The following is a 17,179-nucleotide window of genomic DNA, read 5'->3' on the forward strand; positions in this document are numbered from 1 at the left end:
TACCCACTTCCGTCCTAGTTTTCGTTGTCCCACTCAAAATGGGCGCCGCACAGCGGAATAAAGATAAACTTGCTGTGTCCCAGTTGAATCACGTCATAAGCAGCCAGTTCCGCTGGTGAATATACCGCCTCATTATTGTGATACGCCAAGCCTGACGAATCCCCTGGCAGCAAGTAGAAATTACGCTTCTTCGGATCATATACAATGACTGCATGATTTCTACGGGAAATCGTGTTGTCCCCAACAATACGGACATGCATTTCCTCGGCGCGTCCAATAAAGTTTTTCTCGGCCATAATGCGGTAGTCCTGGCCCACCTGTGCTCCTTCGATGCATACCAGCCATCCGGTTACCGGGTGGATTCCCACCGTCTCACCTAAATATGGCATCGTTTTGTCATCGTCTCCCGCACCGTTGGTTTTTGCCGTTGGTTCAACATTTTTGGGTGCGGCTACATTTACCACCGTATTACAATAAGGACACGTATTTCCGTGCTTTCGTGTACTGAACATGTGTCCGTTCGGGCATCTTGTCAAACTCATAATCGGTTCCTTCCCCCATTGTCATGATTGTCTTTTTCAGCTATTTAACGAGCAGTCTCGTATTGGCGATATATAATAAATCACCTGTGTAAATACGGTAGGGCTCACCGCTTTCCAGCTTCTTGGTTACACTTTCGTTTGCAGGTCGTAGTCCGGTACCGTTACCGGAATCCACATCCTCCACAAACCAGTCGCTGTTCACCCGGTTGAGCACCGCATGCTCTACGCTTACAAGAGATGCATAATCTGTACCTGCCAAATCAATATCCGCCTCAGAGCGAGCCGTTGTTTTGCCGATCAGGAGCGACGTTTCACCTTCGATATACCATTCTTTAATGGATTCGCCCTCTTCATCCATCAGTATCAGCTTGGCAATCCGTTTGCGCTGTGTCTGTGTCTGTGGCTTCGCCACACGTTCAACTGACACCAGATTACGCAGTATGTATACAAGCACGCCGATTCCGATACCTACCACGACCACGGTTTTCAAACCGCTGTAGCCTGTACGACTAAACATATAAAAGGCGATCGCCAGCATCAGCCCGAACATGGCAACATCTATGATGAAAACCCATCTGTTCTGCGCCGTTTTCACTGCTTGCTTCCCCCGTTTCTATCCTGAAATCATCACTTTTTACGAATACCGAAAAACTGGTTAAACATGGCTGAGGTATCCGTCGGATCACCGGATTTTTTCGTTTTTTTCCCTGGTGAGCCTTCCTTCGTTTTCGGATGAAAACCGAAAAATTGCTCAAAATCCGTTCCTATATCAGCCGGATTAAATCCTTTGGCTGCGGGGCGCGCACCGCCAGATGCCGCCCCTCTTCCTCTCTCTGGCTGCGGTCCGCCAGCTCCCTCTGTTTTCCGGATGAGCTCGGCATCGTATGCCTGCCGCAATGCTTCGTCACGCAAGGTATTATAAGCCTCGTGAATAAGCTTGAACTTGCGCGTTGCTTCCTCGCTTCCCTGGTTGGTATCAGGATGATACTTTTTGGCCAGTTTGCGGTAAGCCTGCTTAACCTCTGTTTCCGAAGCATCCCGGCTGACACCGAGTAGCTCATAATAATTGGTCATTGTGTGCTGATCCCCTCTCCGAAAAAAACAAATATTAAGAGACCCGAGGGCCTCTTAATATTGATCCACCCTACGCTTGCGCGTGGAGTGAGTGTGTGTTCAAGCTGCGCTTAACGTCAGGACGTCAAGCTTAAACCGGATATCCGCCGTCGATGGTAGCCAGCTCGGTTTTGTCTTTCTTTTGTTTAATGTAGAGTGTAAATGCACCTACACCTTCTGTGTCACCGAAGTGCTCGTTGTAATCTACAACGAATGCGTTCGGGAAGTGGATTTTACGCACAACTTGGTCAGCTGCGATAACTTCCAGTGTTACTTTACGGTAGCTGTCTGCTTTTTCAGCAGGAACCAAGGACCACAAAGCCAGTTTCAGCGTGTCGTCCGCGCTGTCGCCGTCTACGGCTGTGATAATTTTACCGCTGATGCGCAGTGTAGAGCCTACATCAGTGGAGCGTGCATTGGAGTCGTCCGGTGTATCGGTGTCATAAATAACCGTTTGGATATTATCCAAGCCCAGCTCGATTGTTTCTTGTCCTTCAACTTTCAGTCTGAATCCCATGTGTGTTGCCTCCTTGAAATTAGGTATTATGATGGCTGGAGAAGCAGGGCTTCTCCGCAATTTATGTATAAAGGCGGTTCTGGATAGAAACGCCTCTAACATCTTTCGTAGCGCTCGGATCATGATTTGACCGAGCTGGTTCCTTTAGTAATCATGACTTCCAGGTTCTTCACATTGCCGTTGAAGACCAGATCGATATGGCACATATTGCTTTTCTCATCAATAATGAAACTCATATCGTCTCCGTCCTGAATGATCGAGTTCACAGATCCTCTGCTGCCCAGCCACTTGCTCTTTTGGCTGCTCGGATTGTTACTGAAGAAACGGACGATATTTTCGTGCTTGAAGTCCCCTGTCTGGTAGCGCAAAATACGTTCAATGTACGTGCTGACTAGCGTCTTGTAGATGGAGTCAAAGCCGTCCTCGGACATCGCCATGCTTCTCGCCTTGTAGACGGTAATCCGGCGGATATCCTTATCCTGAATCTGAGCATTCTCGGACGAGAATACAAAGCCGAAGTTTTTACGGTTGATGGCATCCTTGATCGTGTTGGTGAACCCCGTGATTTCCTTGGCCATCGTCGTCACTGTGCGCAGACTGTTGTCTCCCGCTTCAATGTCGAAGCGTACGCCAGGGAAGTTTTTGTTGACCGTTTTGAACGTCTCACGCAGGTATTCAGGACACTGATAAGATGCGACCAAACCAGCAGCAACGTAGGCTGCACCCACATAAACGCCTTCGATCCACAGCTTGAGGATATCCTCTTTCTCCTTGGAGAGCTGCACACCGCTTTCGGTCTGTAGCATTTTGCTGTCGATAATGACACCCGATTTGTCCTTCGGAATAATCGTGAAGTTCGGTACGCAAGGAATCGCAAATTCGCTGTATTCTCTGCGAACGAGACTGGCGCATTTGTCGACATATTTGTCGATACCTGCTGTCGCCATACTGTTGAAAGTCGTTTCTTCACCGGATTCAAAATTAAAGAACATTTGAATTTTGTAATCCTTCACAACTTGCAACAGCATCGAGAGCGATTCCATCGAATTTCCGCCCTGCTTAACGACCTTCTCGTTGCCCTTAAAGCGTTCACGTGAAACCTTCACCTTACCGGCTGCTTCCAGCTCGACGGATGGAACGATACCGAACCAGATCGTGTCGCTGAATTCATTTTTGGCATTCACGGTGTTCAGGTATGTTTCCAGACGCGGGATATTGCTGCTTTTCACCAGCATGTCCAGCTTGTTATTGGCCACCAGCATGGTCGGCAACATACCTTTGCTCTTCGTTGCATATTGATCGAAGAACATTTTGACACCGAGGATTTTTTCCACAAGCGGCTTAACCGCCTTTACGAAATCATCCTTGGCATTTTTATAGAACTCCAGATATGTGTTGTAGTTCTGAACTTCAACTGCTGTATCAACCTTGGTCTGAACAGCCGGCAGCGGCACAAATGTGCGAACCACCAAATCCTTCACATAGTCGGAAGGCGTATCGGTAATCGAGTTGTAATCTTCCTCGAATACCTGTGACAAATCGCCCGTGCTGTTCTCGTCCAGCAGCATCAGCTCGGTGCTGTCACTCTTCGGTGCTTCAATAATTTTCAGCTCGCCGCTTTCCCCAATAGAAAGCATACCCACCTGGATCAGCTCACCGGAGTTTTCCTCCTGGGCGCCACCGAGCAAAAGGCGGGTTTTGATATCCTCAATCGCCAATGGCAGCATCGCCATAACGTTGTTATAGTTCTGGCTTGCTTCCTCGAACATTCCATTCAGCTTGTCGCCCATGTCGAGTTTCTTCGGATCGCCATCATCCAGCTTGTCATATTCACCATACATATAGTGAATTTCTTTGCGGACTTGGCGAATATCGTCCATAACCTTTTTCGGAGAAATCATATCCAGCAGATTTTCAAATTTGAAATCCACGTTTGTGATTCCTTGACTGCGCTTGGTGTCAATGAGCGTAAACAACATTTTCAAAAAATCATTACTTTGATTCACACGAATTTCAGAAATGCTGTCCTCATCAATCCCTTCCGGCTTTTTGAGGGTATAGACCACTTTTTGATTAGCCGCGTTAAAAAACGAATACACCGTCGGCGAAAATTTATCCAAAAATTCGTCGAAGCTACGCACCAGAAGGTGCTCGTTAATTTCCTTGATTTTCTCATCACTCAAGCTGTCAATACCCTTCACATCACCTACAATTGTGATCAGGTCCAGCTTTTCCGGGTTGATTTCTTCAAAAAGCATTGTTCGGTTTGTTTGATAAATGATTTCCATCACTGTCGGCAAACGAATTAAAGTATGAATATACGTCGAAAGCCCCATACACGGACACAGGATGTCCAATTTAGAGCAATCGGGTTTCCACGCTTAGTTCTTTTGCCTCCTCCCCCCTACATAACATTCAAATTGGCCAAAGGATTCGGCTCATACTGCTGTACGCAGTACGGGCATGTAACCTCGAAAATCAGTCCGAAGCGTTCATTTAACTTTTAATGGCAAAATTAAAACGGAGATATATCGTTCAGGTAACAAGGAAAGTTATGATTCTGTATATTCCGTGATCCTACTGTTATCCCAGTTTTTGCCGTTGATACGAGAGCTATCATACAAAGTACCCGTTAGTTTTGTCAATTTCTGTAGCCCCAGATTGAAATAGGGCAATTCGACTCATTTTATGCGTAAATACGTAATTTTTATGATATGTTAGACCTGTTTATTCAGGGAATTATTCACAAATGGAACTCAATTGCCGATAGAAATCCATTGGATATTTCTGTTAAGCGTAAAAGTATCAAATTCATGGCTAATGTGAGGGTTAACAGTCTGTTTTGATCCTTTATCCCTTATATACCAAGGATTAGGAGAGTGGGCGCGCCCGCATTGGCCTCGTCGATGGAGGAGCTTATGTTCAGAATGAGGAAATTGGGAATCATTGCTTTTATGACTTTTGTACTATTTTTTCAAATTGGCTCAAACGGGGTCATTTGGACTGTAAATCAGGCCAATGCCGCATCTTTGGGAACTGTTCCGGTCGAGGGTTATGATGCCGTTTTTGTATTGGATACCAGCTATTCCATGAGGGATACCGATCCCGAGGGCATTGCGGCCGAAGTTATCAATATGTTTATGGATTTGAGTGATGCAGACCGTACACGCGTCGGATTCGTCGCTTACAACCATCATGTAGTCGCCTCGAAGTCGCTGACTTCTATTGCAGTAGCAGCGCAAAAATCACAAATTCAGCAGGAAATCAGAACGCTGAACCGTTCCGGTTATACAGATTTGGGACTTGGATTGCGTAAAGGCTCGGAACTGCTTGCCGCAGGGACTTCCAAAGGACGTCAGCCTTTTATGATCCTGTTATCCGATGGAGAGACTGATTTTGGAGCCTCATCCGGTTCCCGATCCAAAGGGGACTCAAGTAATGATGTGTCCTCCGTCATTAAGTCTGCACAGACCAAAGGATACCCTGTGTATACGATTGGTCTGAATCATGACGGCACGGTGAACCGACAAGAACTGGAGCGAATCGCTTCGCAAACGGGAGGAGCTTCTTTTATAACGAGCAGCGCCGAGGATCTGCCAGAAATATTAAACCGTATTTTTGCCAGTCAGATTCGTTCCAAGCTCGTTCCAGTCGCCGCGATTACGACCACCGGCGAAATGCAAGAATTAACAGTAGATATACCGGACTCTAGTATGGAAGAAGCCAATCTGGTGCTTTTGTCGGAGCATCCTCTTCAGGAAACACAGCTCTATTCCAATTCAGAAAATGTCCGCAGGTACAAATCGAGTCGATATGCGATTTTAAAAATTGAGCATCCACAGGCAGGCAAAGTCAAGCTGAAACTGAGGGGCATACGCGGAGATTTGGTCAAAATCAATTTGCTTGGCAGCTATCGACTGGAAGCTGAGGCTACCATGACGGGAAATAAGGAAACACAAGCCAGTGGAAACAAACTCGTGCAGCTACTTAAAGGACAAGCCATACCGTTCAAGGCCCAGTTGTTGCTGCCGGACGGTCAAAAGCTTACAGACGAAGCCGTATACAAATCGCTTCAAGCCAATATCATCGTTACACCCGTAAAGGGCGGTACAAGTAAAAAGGTACCTATGACCTACAAGTCGGGATTTTTCCAGGCCGAATATGCGTTCCCTCTAACGGCGGATTATACCTGGCAGCTATCTTTGGACAGCCCGCAATGGTATCGCAAGGGAGCGGTCCATACCATCCATGCGGCGAATGCAGCACCGCAGGCTTTAAAGGACCTGACGATTCGTCTGGTGAAAGAAGACGGGGATGCCCGTCGGAGTTTAAGCGAATTTTTTACTGATCCGAATCATGATAAACTGACCTATAAGCTGGATTCAGGAGCCTCCGGGGATGCGGCAAATGCTGAGATTAACGGTACAGATTTGCTGTTATCCGGGCTTCACACGGGCGACTCCGAGCTGAAAATTACCGCTACCGATTCGGAAGGAGCATCCAGCAGCGCTACGCTGACTGTTTCTGTACAATCCCGATATACGGCCATCAAATGGACGGTAGCTATCAGTGTCGTAGTGGCGGCACTTCTGTACTGGTTCTTGCGGCCAAAGCCGCAGTTTGCGGGGAGAATCGAAGGATATTTCCTTGCGACAGCAAGTGGACAGGAGATTCCGGTAAAATCTTGGCCGCTCACCTCCTTTCCGGGCCGGAAGGTCAGCTTGCAGGCGTTGTTTCGTACGCTTGACGTTCACGAATCACTGCCAGAAGCGGAGCGGATTGTCTTTTCCGCAGGTAAAAAAGGAACACTTGTGGTCAAGCATGATACACGCTGCGCCTTGCAGCACGGGAAGGTCAGAATTGGCCGCAATAAAAAGGCCGTGCTGGAGTACAGCGACAAGCTGTACATTACGTTCGAGGACGGTGTAACTGAAATCGAGCTGCGGTACAAGGCGATCAAGCCCAATACCTCCGTGTACACCGATCATATTCAAGCTCCGACAGGATAATGGATAACATACGTCGGACACAAAAAAGGGAAACACCGTCTCTTACGATTAACGAACCGTAAGAGTGGGGCGCTTCCCTTTTTTTATCCAATATTCCGCACGCAGTGCGGCTTTAAACCATCGGAGCGAGCGACAACGCTTGTTGGCCTGTACCTCCAGGCCACGCCGAATTACATACGGCAGTAGAGAAAGACCTGCATTTTCGATCTGAATCCGGTCGGTCTGATCTGCAAACAGTCTGCCTGGCACATCCGGTGGAGGTGATCCTTTTCGGCAATAATACAGCGTGGCGGCCAGACTGTAGATATCTGACACAGGCCCCTGCTGTGACCGATTAGAGTAGAACTCCAGCGGAGAGTAGCCCGCTGTGGTGAAGATCGGATGCTCCTTGCCTTCAAAATGTACAGCCGATCCGAAATCAAGCAGCTTGACATTGCCATTCTCACCGATCATAATGTTGCCTGGCTTAATATCCCGATGAATAATGCCTTTGTCATGAATGTATTCCATGGCATCAATTAAAGGCAGCAGTGCATGGTACAAAAAAGCAGGATCGGACGTTGGCGCATCCTCTTCCTTCATCACCCTGTCCAGCGTCTTGCCGGCACAATATTCCATGACCAGATAAGCGGTTCCATTTTCTTCAAAGTGATCTATATAACCGACAATACCTGGATGGGTTAATTCCTTGAGCATTTGCCCTTCACGCAAAAAATAATGCATAAACTCCACATATTTGAATTGCATAGATGCACTGCAGGTCACCGTTTTTCGATCCGATCCCCGCAAAGCGAGCGCATTCGGAAAAAACTCCTTAACAATGACCTTTTCACGATTATCCAACAGCCTTGCCGTATACACGATGGCCAGCTCACTGCGGGACAAGGCGCTTCGAATTTGATATGTATTTCGCAGCTTCGTATTGCGGGCAAGCAGATTCCCGCTTGTATCCACGATCATGACTCGTCCTCCTGTCAGGTTCTTAGCTTATGTCTTTTGTATATATCGGCTTATCACATATCTTTTTATTATACCGTATAATCGAATAATGGAAAAACAAATAACCTGCCATAATCTCCCTCAGAGAAATGATGACAGGTCTTTTGGCATTCATCTGGTACTTTGTTCTCAATCCCTTTTAACCCAGCTTCGTTTCAGGCTTCATGCTGCGCATGCTGTTGGTATTTTTCTTCCGTTGGCTGCGCAAATTGCCTTGATCCGGGGTACGGATGGTGAGTGCAATCAAGAACGATACGACACACAGCACAGCAATCGTGGTAAAGGTCGGGATGAATCCGCCGAGCAAGGCTGCGATAAAGGATCCCGCCAGCGCACCGAGGCCAAAGCCCTGATACACGATACCGTAGTTTTTGCTTTGATTTTTTAGACCGAAGAAATCAGCTACGATGGCAGGAAAGACTGTAATGTTACCACCGAAGCAGAATGCAATCCCTGCTACACAGGCAAAGAACAAACCGTAATTCAGCGGCACCAGACTCAGCACTGCAACTGCGACCGCTGTTGTTAGCAGCGCACCTGCTACTACTTTCAGACGACCGACTTTATCCGACAGCGCACCTAATATGATCCGACCCGCCGTGTTGAAAATAGCGACCATAGCAACCGCATTAGCGGCTGTAGCTACATCCAGCCCCGCCATCCGTACGCCGATATCCTTTACAACTCCAATCAGATACAAGCCACTCATACAAGCTGTGAAGAACATAACGAATAACAGATAAGCCTGCTTGGTGCGCAGCATTTCTTTTACAGTGTAATCACGCTGCACAATTCCATTTTGTACCGAAGGCTTGTTCACGACTGCTGCTTCCCGTACCAGGAAGGAACCGCCCACAATCATGATCAGCACGATCATGCCCCAATACAGAAATGCCTGCGATACGCCAACGGACTGAATTAACGAACCATTGATATACTTAAATATAAGACTGCCTGTTCCGTATGCCCCAACCGAGATACCTGAAATGAGTCCTTTTCTCTCGGGGAACCATTTGATCAGATTCGACAGTGATGTAATATAAGCCGTACCATCCGCAAAACCTACGACAATACCCGCCAAAATGTACAACAGGGACAGAGAAGTTACCTGTGAGCTGAGCATAAGTCCTGCGCCCAACAAAACGCCAGCGCACAAAATCAGACGACGTAGTCCCCATTTATCCTGTAGCTTGCCTGCGAATAACGTAGCAAACGCCAGCGCAAAGCTGGTAATCGAAAATGTAATGGCGACCGAGCTGAGATTCCAGCCAAAGCGATCCACCAGCGGTTGATTAAATAAACTCCATGTGTAAATCGTTCCTAAACCCATTTGGACAATAATCGTTCCAAGCACGACCAGCCAACGGTTTCCGCTGTTTGTTTTCATATAAATCTCCTCTTTTCATTCCGGCTCTACCGCTTCAATTCGTTATCATGATAACCGGGAATCCAGTACGCTTTGCGTCTTGGGAGAAGCAAGTCTGTAAGGATTCTCTCTACATGGATCATTATAACGCTGCATCTTAGCCAGAAATCGTTTGAGGAATGAAATGCACCTATAGCGGAATGAAATGCCTTTATAGCCGCATAATTTGCCGAAATTCCTTGGCCTTGCTGCGGCTTACCGGAATCTCCGCGTCCAAACCGCGCAAGCGCAGGAGGTACGTATGATTGAACCAAGGTACAATTTCACGGATCTGCGACAGATTAACCGTGTAGGATCGGTGACAGCGAAAAAAGTCCTGCTGCGGCAGTCGGGCATGAAATTCCGAGATGCTCATCGGCATCGTATATTCCTCATGTCTAGTAAAGACAAGGGTGACCTTTTCCTGTGCGCACGCATAATAAATATCGTTGGCATCCGTTACGATGATTTTGTCGTTTTTCAGCAGATTGATACGGCCCGGGGCGCTAACGATGCTAGTTTCAGCAGGTCGGGGCTGCGCAGGCTGGGCAGTCTCCTGTACCTGAACGTCCCGCTGCTCGTATGCATTTTCCAGCTTGCGCAGCATGGCGGCGATCCGCTTTTCATCATACGGCTTGAGGATGTAATCAAATGCCTCCAGTTCGAAAGCCTGCGCCGCATGCTCTTTGTAGGCGGTCGTAAAAATAATATAAGGCTTTTTGGCAAATTTGCTAATGTTCTGCGCCAGCAGCATCCCGTCCAGAGAAGGAATGTTAATATCCAGAAAAATAGCGTCCGTCTCATGGTCCTGCAAAAAACGGAACACGTCCAGCCCGTCCTCAAAGCTGTCCGTCACTTCAATATGGCTGTGGGTCTGAATAAGATACTCCAGCTCTTCACGCGCCGGAATTTCATCTTCTACAATGATGGCCTTCATGACTGCTCCTTTGGTATGTCAAAATAAACTTCGGTGCCTTGCTCATGCTTGAGAATAATAACCCCTTCTCCATACATGAGCTTGAGTCGTCTATGCACATTATACAAGCCAATTTGTTTGGCCGGAACCCGATCATGATACAGGTTATCCACGACATCATCCCGTATGCCTACTCCTGTATCTGCCACAGAAATCCGCACCTTTTCTCCTCGATCCTTTACGGAAATGGTCACTGTACCCGGTCCCTTTTTCTTGAGAATTCCATGATTAATCGCATTCTCAACCAGCGGCTGAATGATAAGGCTTGGAATGCGCACGGACACCTCGTCCATCACATACTCCACCTGAAGCCGGTTCCCGAAGCGGGCTTTTTCAATTTCCACGTAATCAGACACCTGCTGAAGCTCCTTATGAATTTCGATCACATCATCATTCAGCTCCAAATTATAACGCAGATATCCCGACAAATTAATAATCAGCTCTCGTGCCTTATCCGGCTTGGTGCGCGTCGTAGAGGCAATGGCGTTCAGCGCGTTGAACAGAAAATGCGGATTGATTTTAGTCTGGAGCGCCTTCAACTCGGCTTTATTCGCCGCTTCCTTAATTTGCTCCACACGCGATACTTCCATTAACGTGGATATAATTTGGGACAAGCCAATCGCCATTGTTTGCAACGGGTACGTGATTTTATAAGCTTTGCGGTAGTAAATTTTCAGGGTTCCGGTAACCTCTCCCCGTTCCTCCAACGGGATAATGAGCAGAGACTGGATTTGGGGTGTTTTATCGTCGGCAATATGGTTGCGAATCGTGATTTTACCGCTGCGGATCGTCGATTTGGTCACATCGCTAATGATCTCGTCGCCGATATGATAACGTTCCTCTCCAAAACCAACGTAGGCCAATACATCCCTGGTATCCGTAATCGCCACCGCGTCCGCCTTGATATCCTCCTTAATGATCGAACAAATGGTATGCAGCGATTCGGCATTAATGGAGCGAAAATAAGGCAGCGTCTTGTTGGCAATATCTAGAGCCAGCTTGGCCTGTCTGGCCGCGATATTTTCCTTTTCCCCCTCGACACTCTGAATCAGCAGAACGATCAGACCGACGCTGACTTCCCCGATAATCATGGGCAGGCCAATTTTCGAAACGATATCCAAACCAAGCTCGTAGGGTTCTGCCATCATCAGAATGAGCAGCATCGTCAACGCTTCGCAGATCATCCCTGCGGCGATACCGACCAGCCATCTCTTGGAACGGTCAACCCGGCGGCCAATGTACCCCGACACCACACCTGCCAGAATACTCGTAATCAGACACGGAATTGAGGTCACTCCCCCGATATCAATCAGATAACGGTGGATACCCGATACAATACCTGTAATAATCCCGACCCACGGCCCAAACAAAATGCCACCCGCCATAATCGCAATAATCCGAACATTGACGAGCGACCCTTCGACTTCGATCCCGGTATAGGTGCCGAACAGCGCAAACATACAAAAAATCATCGTCAATAGCGTCAGCTCTGCCGGGGAATGGCTGTTCTTTTGCAAGGTTTCCTTAAACCGGGGAATACGGGTAATAAAAAATAGACAAATCAGCAACAACGCTGCGCGTTCAAATAGCTGCATCAGCATTTCCAAAAAGCCGTTCACATGCGTTCCTCCCAAATATAAACCCATCATCAAGCCTTCTCTACCCCACTCACTATTCACATATTTCAAGATCAATCATGCCATTCCGGGCACGAATACTCGCCTTCCCGCCAATCGGATATGTAAATTGCGGTGTGGTGTGTCCGAAATCCGCATCTGCGATCACCGGAATCGAGGCCAGTTCCTTTTTCGAGCTAATGATTTGCCGCAGCAATTTTCCCGTCATATGAGAAGCCTGCTGAAAACGCCCGATGATGATTCCTCTCACCTGATCGAAGCCCGGCTGGTGCAGCAGGGATTGCAAATCCCGATCAAACGTAGCAGGAGAGCTTTCATAATCATCCTCAACCAATAGAATCGTTCCTTCCAGACTCGGCATATACGGTGTTCCCTGCAACAAATTCAGGCTACACAGGTTTCCACCCACAATCGTACCCTGTGCTTCTCCTTCACGAATCGCATAAGGACCCGCATTGCGGTGAAAGATTCGTTGATCCTGATCCAGATACCAGGTATCGTCACTCCACTCAGGCGAGGACTGAATTTGGATACTCCCCTCCTCCAACATCATTTTCTGAAAATACGCTAATGTATATTCATTTCCTTGCAACATGCCGAACGTCAAAAAATGAGGTCCTGCATACGTGATAAGCCCTGTTTTTGCATATATGGCATGACTTAAAGCAGTAATATCCGAATAACCACATAACCGTTTAGGATGAGCGCCAATCAGTTCATAGTCAAGGTGGGCAAGGAGCTGATTAGCATTATACCCGCCAATGGCAGTCAAAATGCCCTTCACCTTCGGATCAGCAAAAGCTTCGTGCAAATCTGCTACTCTGGATTCTATTGAGGAAGATGTAAAATCATCACTTTCCAGCACATGCTGCGAAAAGCTTACCACAAATCCGAGCTGCTCCAGCTTTTGCTGGGCGATCAGGCGATTTTTCTCGGAAACGATAGACAAACTTCTGGACGGCGAAAGAATGCGTATCTCGTCTCCAGCCTTTAGTTTGGGCGCTTGCTTTCCGATGATCATGGTCATTTCCCCCTATATACGAAGCATTTAAAACTGCCACAAATTATACCATCAACTTCCATCAAATTATACCTTTTAGAAATACGCTCTCCATTAGCCCGATGATAAGCTATCAATATTCAAAATCGGCATAACCGCTGCGACAACAAAACCTACTCCATTAGACACACACATCGAGGGATTAGATAATGCCGGGACATATGTAAACGCAAAAAATCGCCCCCTGATCAGGGAGCGATTTTACATTTATCTTTGAATAGCCGTCTTTAGCAGGAAGGCACTCATCTATTCGATGACCTACAGCATCAGGCTTCCTTGTTTTCGGAAGCCTTTTCTGTACCTTCTGTTGCAGCTGCATCGCCTGCCACAGCAGCATTTTCCACCTCAACCGAACGCGGAACGATAATGGAAGCAAGCAGCTCTTCCTCAGGAACGTGCAACGTTACTCCTTTAGGAAGTTTCAGGTCGCTTGCGCTCAGCTTGTCACCAACATCCAGTGCGGATACATCCACCTCAAGGGTAGATGGCAGGTCAGCAGGAAGACCCTCAACTTCGACCTCGGTTTCCTGGATTTGCAGAATACCGCCCGTTTTTGTACCTACAGGTGTACCCTGATAATCAATAGAAACCCGTACGCGAAGGGGCTTATTTTTGGAAATTTTCAGAAAATCGGCATGCAACCAATGGTTGTCACGCTGCTGATAATCCTTAATGATGACCGGAATGGTTTCTCCCCCCTCTACTGTGAGGTTGAACACCTCGGAACGTCCGGTTCTGACTACTTTATTAAATTCTTTGGCATCAACATGTACAGGGGTTCCTTCAAGCTCAGAGCCGTAAACCACAGCTGGAATCCGTCCTTTTAACCTCAATCCACGAAGTGCCGAACCCTTCTTCTCTGTTCTCGGCTGGGCGGTCAGTTGAATACTTCCTCCATTAGAACTCATGATATACAACCTCCTTCAGGTTACCTTACAAATGATTATTCCTTAAGAATCTTGCCTGTTCACCAGTCGCACTACAAGGTATAAGCCAGCAAGCTGGCAAAACCAAACAAGTCCATAATTCTATATTACCCCTTTTTTCTGAAACTGACACACGTTTGCATAAAAAAATAGCATTTCTCGAAATCCTCGAAAAATGCTATTCAATGTACGAAAGACAACCACCCCTATAAAGCTATCCTGCCCGGTTGTCGTTGACCAGCAGCAAATATTCTTCTCTGCCACTATGAATCAATACCTGCATCACAGATCGGTTCAGGTCTACATCAATATACCGATCGGCCTCAATATCCTTGGCATCCCACTGATTGAGGCGGACGATGTAGCCGATACGCCGCACATGAGGAGCCACTTGAATACGCGCTACTGCGCGACCGTCATCCAATTCACTCAATTCTACATGTCCGTCCCGGCATCCGGTGCCCCATACCCACACATTCCAACCGGAATATTGTCGATCCGCACGCTCGTAAATCAACTCAATGGTGCGATACAATGCCGCTTCTTCGTAGTGACCTGCGATTTCTTGGTCTGTTCCCTCATCCGAACCTTCCAATCCGTTCTCCCCTAGCTCGGTCGTCTGATCCTGTAAAGTCAAAAGGGATGGCTGAGCGGGTTCCTCCTGATCATACAGTACCATCATCGACCAGCGCGAAACGGTCACACGATGGCCTGCTACTCCATACCGTATCTCATTTCCAGCCCCGTGAGCATCCACAACGACATGCCAGCGATCCGATTCCGCAGGCAGCAGTATTGTCTGCTCCGTATCCGAGCCGTTATAAATCACCACAATTTGATTCCAGGCATCGCCGTTAGCATGGTGCCTCAATGCAAAAGCTACCACATGCCCGCTGCTGTGCAGCACTTCCATATGCTGCTCCACCAACTCCCGGTGATCCATCCGGAATGCCGGATGACTGCGCCGTAAAGCGATTAACCCCTGATAGTAATCAAATACGGGACGAAATCTCGCCTTGTTCTCCCAGCGAATAGCATTCACCACATCCACACTACGGTAGCTATTATGGTCTCCATATTTGGAGCGCAACAGTTCATCACCTGCATGGATAAAGGGAATGCCCTGGGAGGTTAGCACCATGCCGTTTGCCAGTAAGGATTTGCGTACGGTTTCATTCTCCAGCAAGTCATGCTCATTCACTTCCCGGTAGGGGTCTGCATCCGTCACGGCTTGTTCGGCCGCCCTTCCATCCTGCGGCTGACCCTGCTCCCATTGAGGAAAACCGCAGCGTTCCCGCAAATGCTGTACCGTCAAAATTTTATCCCACAGATTGAGATTATCGTGAGCCGTGACATAATTGACCGTTTCCGAAGGTTGAGCCGTAAAATCATGAATAGCTCCAAAAACACCTTTAAGCACCAGTTCCTCCTGATCCCATGCCCCCGTGGCAAAGCCACTTGTGGTACCATCACTGTCACCCTTAATAGCAGAACGATAGTTGTCATTGAAGACGGCAAAGCCTTTGTCCCGTTGTGTTCCTTTTAACGTCAGCAGAGGCTGCGGGGATTCTCCCCCCGTCCAAGGCTCTCCATAGATAAGCAGATCGGGACGAACCTCAGAGCGAAGCTCCTGTGTAAGCTGCTCCACCGTCGGGGTATCTATCAGTCCCATCAGATCAAAACGGAAGCCATCTATATGATATTCCTCTGCCCAATAGCGCAGTGAATCCTTGATATACTTGCGAACCATCGGGCGTTCGCTTGCCACCTCATTACCCACACCCGAGCCGTTGGAGAGCTGCCCATGCTCATCCGTACGGTAATAGTAACCCGGTACAACGGGCTCAAACGGTCCTTTTTCCACCGAGAAGGTATGGTTGTATACGACGTCCATAATGACACCGATGCCAGCAGTATGCAGGGATTGCACCAGCAGCTTCAACTCCCGTATTCGTGCCTCCGGGTCAGCCGGATTCGAGGAATAAGATCCCTCAGGCACATTATAGTGCTGCGGATCATAGCCCCAGTTATATTCCGTGCCCTGCTCCGCAAAATCATTCACCGTATAGAAGTCAGCCACCGGAAGCAGATGAACATGTGTAATGCCCAGCTCCAGCAAATGATCCAGTCCGATGCTGTTGCCTGCCGTATCTTTTAGTCCCGTATACGTAAAGGCGGCAAACCGTCCTTGTGCGGCAGATAAGCCTTTTTCTCCAGTATTAAAATGTGTATCCATTGAAAAATCACGCACATGAAGCTCATATATAATGGCATCCGTAGCCCGAACAAGTGTGGGACCGGCATCCTCTTTCCATCCATCCGGATGGGTTTGAGCCAAATCAACAATGGCCGTACGCTGTCCATTGGCTGATACCGCTGTCGCATAAGGGTCGGCTGCATAATAAAGTGTGTCGTCTGCCCATTTCAGCCTGTACATGTAATAATACTTGTTCCAGTCGCCTTCCAGCTCTACGGACCATACACCACGCTCATCACGGCTCATCGGAAATTCCCGGCCGCCACTATGGTCCTGAACATTCCCCTCCTGGTCGTACAATCCAGCGTTGTCATACAGCGCTACATGGACCTGCTTCGCAGTCGGTGCCCATATTTTAAACATGCTTCCCGCAGGCGTATAAGTAAGACCCAAATCATGGCCTTCATATGTGGGATACGTTGTGTGCTCAAGCTCCTTGAGTTGATTGAAATCAGACATTCCTGTTCACCACCCATTTCTGTACATCGGCTTTCAGCCTCTGTTCATCCATCATTTATGATGTTTATGACTTGTCAATATACCTCAGGATTTTGCAAAATCCTCAACTACTAGGCTATCAAAATAAGACAAGCTTGAAAAGTCGGATGATTTCAAATACGGATGCTGCTTTCATTTCACACGCACACTCCATTTTATGACAAAACCATGAACAGGCTACAGCAGCAGCCCTCCAAGCACCATAAATAACTCCCTTTATCCCTTCACACACATATGTAA

13 protein-coding genes are annotated in these 17,179 nt (G+C 47.7%); 1 reads left to right on the forward strand and 12 read right to left on the reverse strand.

Annotation, left to right across the window (positions count from 1 at the left end):
- Nucleotides 1-14: 14 nt before the first annotated feature.
- The 5 genes from NST83_RS17690 to NST83_RS17710 form a co-directional block, all read right to left on the reverse strand.
- The gene (locus tag NST83_RS17690) at nucleotides 15-542 is read right to left on the reverse strand and encodes an FHA domain-containing protein (protein ID WP_137063966.1); all 528 of its coding nucleotides are present in this window, start codon (nucleotides 540-542) and stop codon (nucleotides 15-17) included.
- Between the two features lie 40 nt (nucleotides 543-582).
- Nucleotides 583-1,137 carry an FHA domain-containing protein gene (locus tag NST83_RS17695; protein WP_342415119.1) on the reverse strand — a complete coding sequence of 185 codons (555 nt, stop codon included), beginning with the start codon at nucleotides 1,135-1,137 and terminating at the stop codon, nucleotides 583-585.
- A 32-nt stretch (nucleotides 1,138-1,169) separates the two neighbouring features.
- Nucleotides 1,170-1,616, reverse strand: coding sequence for a DnaJ domain-containing protein (locus tag NST83_RS17700; RefSeq protein ID WP_342415120.1), 447 nt, complete (start codon nucleotides 1,614-1,616; stop codon nucleotides 1,170-1,172).
- Between the two features lie 130 nt (nucleotides 1,617-1,746).
- A complete protein-coding gene (locus NST83_RS17705; protein ID WP_013311475.1) occupies nucleotides 1,747-2,172 on the reverse strand; it encodes a hypothetical protein in 426 nt (141 codons plus the stop codon).
- Nucleotides 2,173-2,291: 119 nt separating this feature from the next.
- Complete coding sequence (locus tag NST83_RS17710; protein ID WP_137064059.1) at nucleotides 2,292-4,460, reverse strand: transcriptional regulator; 2,169 nt, start codon at nucleotides 4,458-4,460, stop codon at nucleotides 2,292-2,294.
- 630 nt (nucleotides 4,461-5,090) lie between these two features.
- Here NST83_RS17710 and NST83_RS17715 point away from each other — a divergent pair.
- Nucleotides 5,091-7,181 carry a VWA domain-containing protein gene (locus NST83_RS17715; protein ID WP_342415121.1) on the forward strand — a complete coding sequence of 697 codons (2,091 nt, stop codon included), beginning with the start codon at nucleotides 5,091-5,093 and terminating at the stop codon, nucleotides 7,179-7,181.
- Nucleotides 7,182-7,229: 48 nt separating this feature from the next.
- On the opposite strand, the gene NST83_RS17720 is transcribed toward NST83_RS17715, so the two are convergent.
- The 7 genes from NST83_RS17720 to pulA form a co-directional block, all read right to left on the reverse strand.
- Nucleotides 7,230-8,141: a serine/threonine-protein kinase gene (locus NST83_RS17720; protein ID WP_137063970.1), complete on the reverse strand. Its 912-nt coding sequence runs from the start codon at nucleotides 8,139-8,141 to the stop codon at nucleotides 7,230-7,232.
- Between the two features lie 178 nt (nucleotides 8,142-8,319).
- Nucleotides 8,320-9,567, reverse strand: a complete 1,248-nt coding sequence (locus NST83_RS17725; RefSeq protein WP_342415122.1) for an OFA family MFS transporter — start codon at nucleotides 9,565-9,567, stop codon at nucleotides 8,320-8,322.
- A gap of 190 nt (nucleotides 9,568-9,757) precedes the next feature.
- Complete coding sequence (locus tag NST83_RS17730) at nucleotides 9,758-10,522, reverse strand: LytTR family DNA-binding domain-containing protein (RefSeq protein WP_342415123.1); 765 nt, start codon at nucleotides 10,520-10,522, stop codon at nucleotides 9,758-9,760.
- On the reverse strand, nucleotides 10,519-12,180 hold the full coding sequence (locus tag NST83_RS17735) for a sensor histidine kinase (RefSeq protein ID WP_342415124.1): 1,662 nt from the start codon (nucleotides 12,178-12,180) through the stop codon (nucleotides 10,519-10,521). The genes NST83_RS17730 and NST83_RS17735 overlap by 4 nt, the downstream gene beginning before the upstream one ends.
- A 52-nt stretch (nucleotides 12,181-12,232) precedes the next feature.
- Entirely contained in the window at nucleotides 12,233-13,219 is a 987-nt protein-coding gene (locus tag NST83_RS17740; protein ID WP_342415125.1) for a S66 peptidase family protein, read from the reverse strand.
- A gap of 305 nt (nucleotides 13,220-13,524) precedes the next feature.
- Nucleotides 13,525-14,166: a 50S ribosomal protein L25 gene (locus tag NST83_RS17745; RefSeq protein WP_342415126.1), complete on the reverse strand. Its 642-nt coding sequence runs from the start codon at nucleotides 14,164-14,166 to the stop codon at nucleotides 13,525-13,527.
- 232 nt (nucleotides 14,167-14,398) lie between these two features.
- Nucleotides 14,399-16,900, reverse strand: coding sequence for a type I pullulanase (gene pulA, locus NST83_RS17750; protein WP_342415127.1), 2,502 nt, complete (start codon nucleotides 16,898-16,900; stop codon nucleotides 14,399-14,401).
- Between the last annotated feature and the right edge of the window lie 279 nt (nucleotides 16,901-17,179).

Source organism: Paenibacillus sp. FSL R10-2782, assembly GCF_038592985.1.
GTDB lineage: Bacteria > Bacillota > Bacilli > Paenibacillales > Paenibacillaceae > Paenibacillus > Paenibacillus terrae_C.

Bases quoted from the DNA above. Each gene is read 5' to 3' on its own strand.
- NST83_RS17725 (WP_342415122.1), bottom strand. From the start codon at position 9,567: ATGAAAACAAACAGCGGAAACCGTTGGCTGGTCGTGCTTGGAACGATT.
- NST83_RS17690 (WP_137063966.1), bottom strand. From the start codon at position 542: ATGAGTTTGACAAGATGCCCGAACGGACACATGTTCAGTACACGAAAG.
- NST83_RS17700 (WP_342415120.1), bottom strand. From the start codon at position 1,616: ATGACCAATTATTATGAGCTACTCGGTGTCAGCCGGGATGCTTCGGAA.
- NST83_RS17730 (WP_342415123.1), bottom strand. From the start codon at position 10,522: ATGAAGGCCATCATTGTAGAAGATGAAATTCCGGCGCGTGAAGAGCTG.
- NST83_RS17720 (WP_137063970.1), bottom strand. From the start codon at position 8,141: ATGATCGTGGATACAAGCGGGAATCTGCTTGCCCGCAATACGAAGCTG.
- NST83_RS17715 (WP_342415121.1), top strand. From the start codon at position 5,091: ATGTTCAGAATGAGGAAATTGGGAATCATTGCTTTTATGACTTTTGTA.
- NST83_RS17740 (WP_342415125.1), bottom strand. From the start codon at position 13,219: ATGATCATCGGAAAGCAAGCGCCCAAACTAAAGGCTGGAGACGAGATA.
- NST83_RS17745 (WP_342415126.1), bottom strand. From the start codon at position 14,166: ATGAGTTCTAATGGAGGAAGTATTCAACTGACCGCCCAGCCGAGAACA.
- NST83_RS17710 (WP_137064059.1), bottom strand. From the start codon at position 4,460: ATGGAAATCATTTATCAAACAAACCGAACAATGCTTTTTGAAGAAATC.
- NST83_RS17705 (WP_013311475.1), bottom strand. From the start codon at position 2,172: ATGGGATTCAGACTGAAAGTTGAAGGACAAGAAACAATCGAGCTGGGC.
- pulA (WP_342415127.1), bottom strand. From the start codon at position 16,900: ATGTCTGATTTCAATCAACTCAAGGAGCTTGAGCACACAACGTATCCC.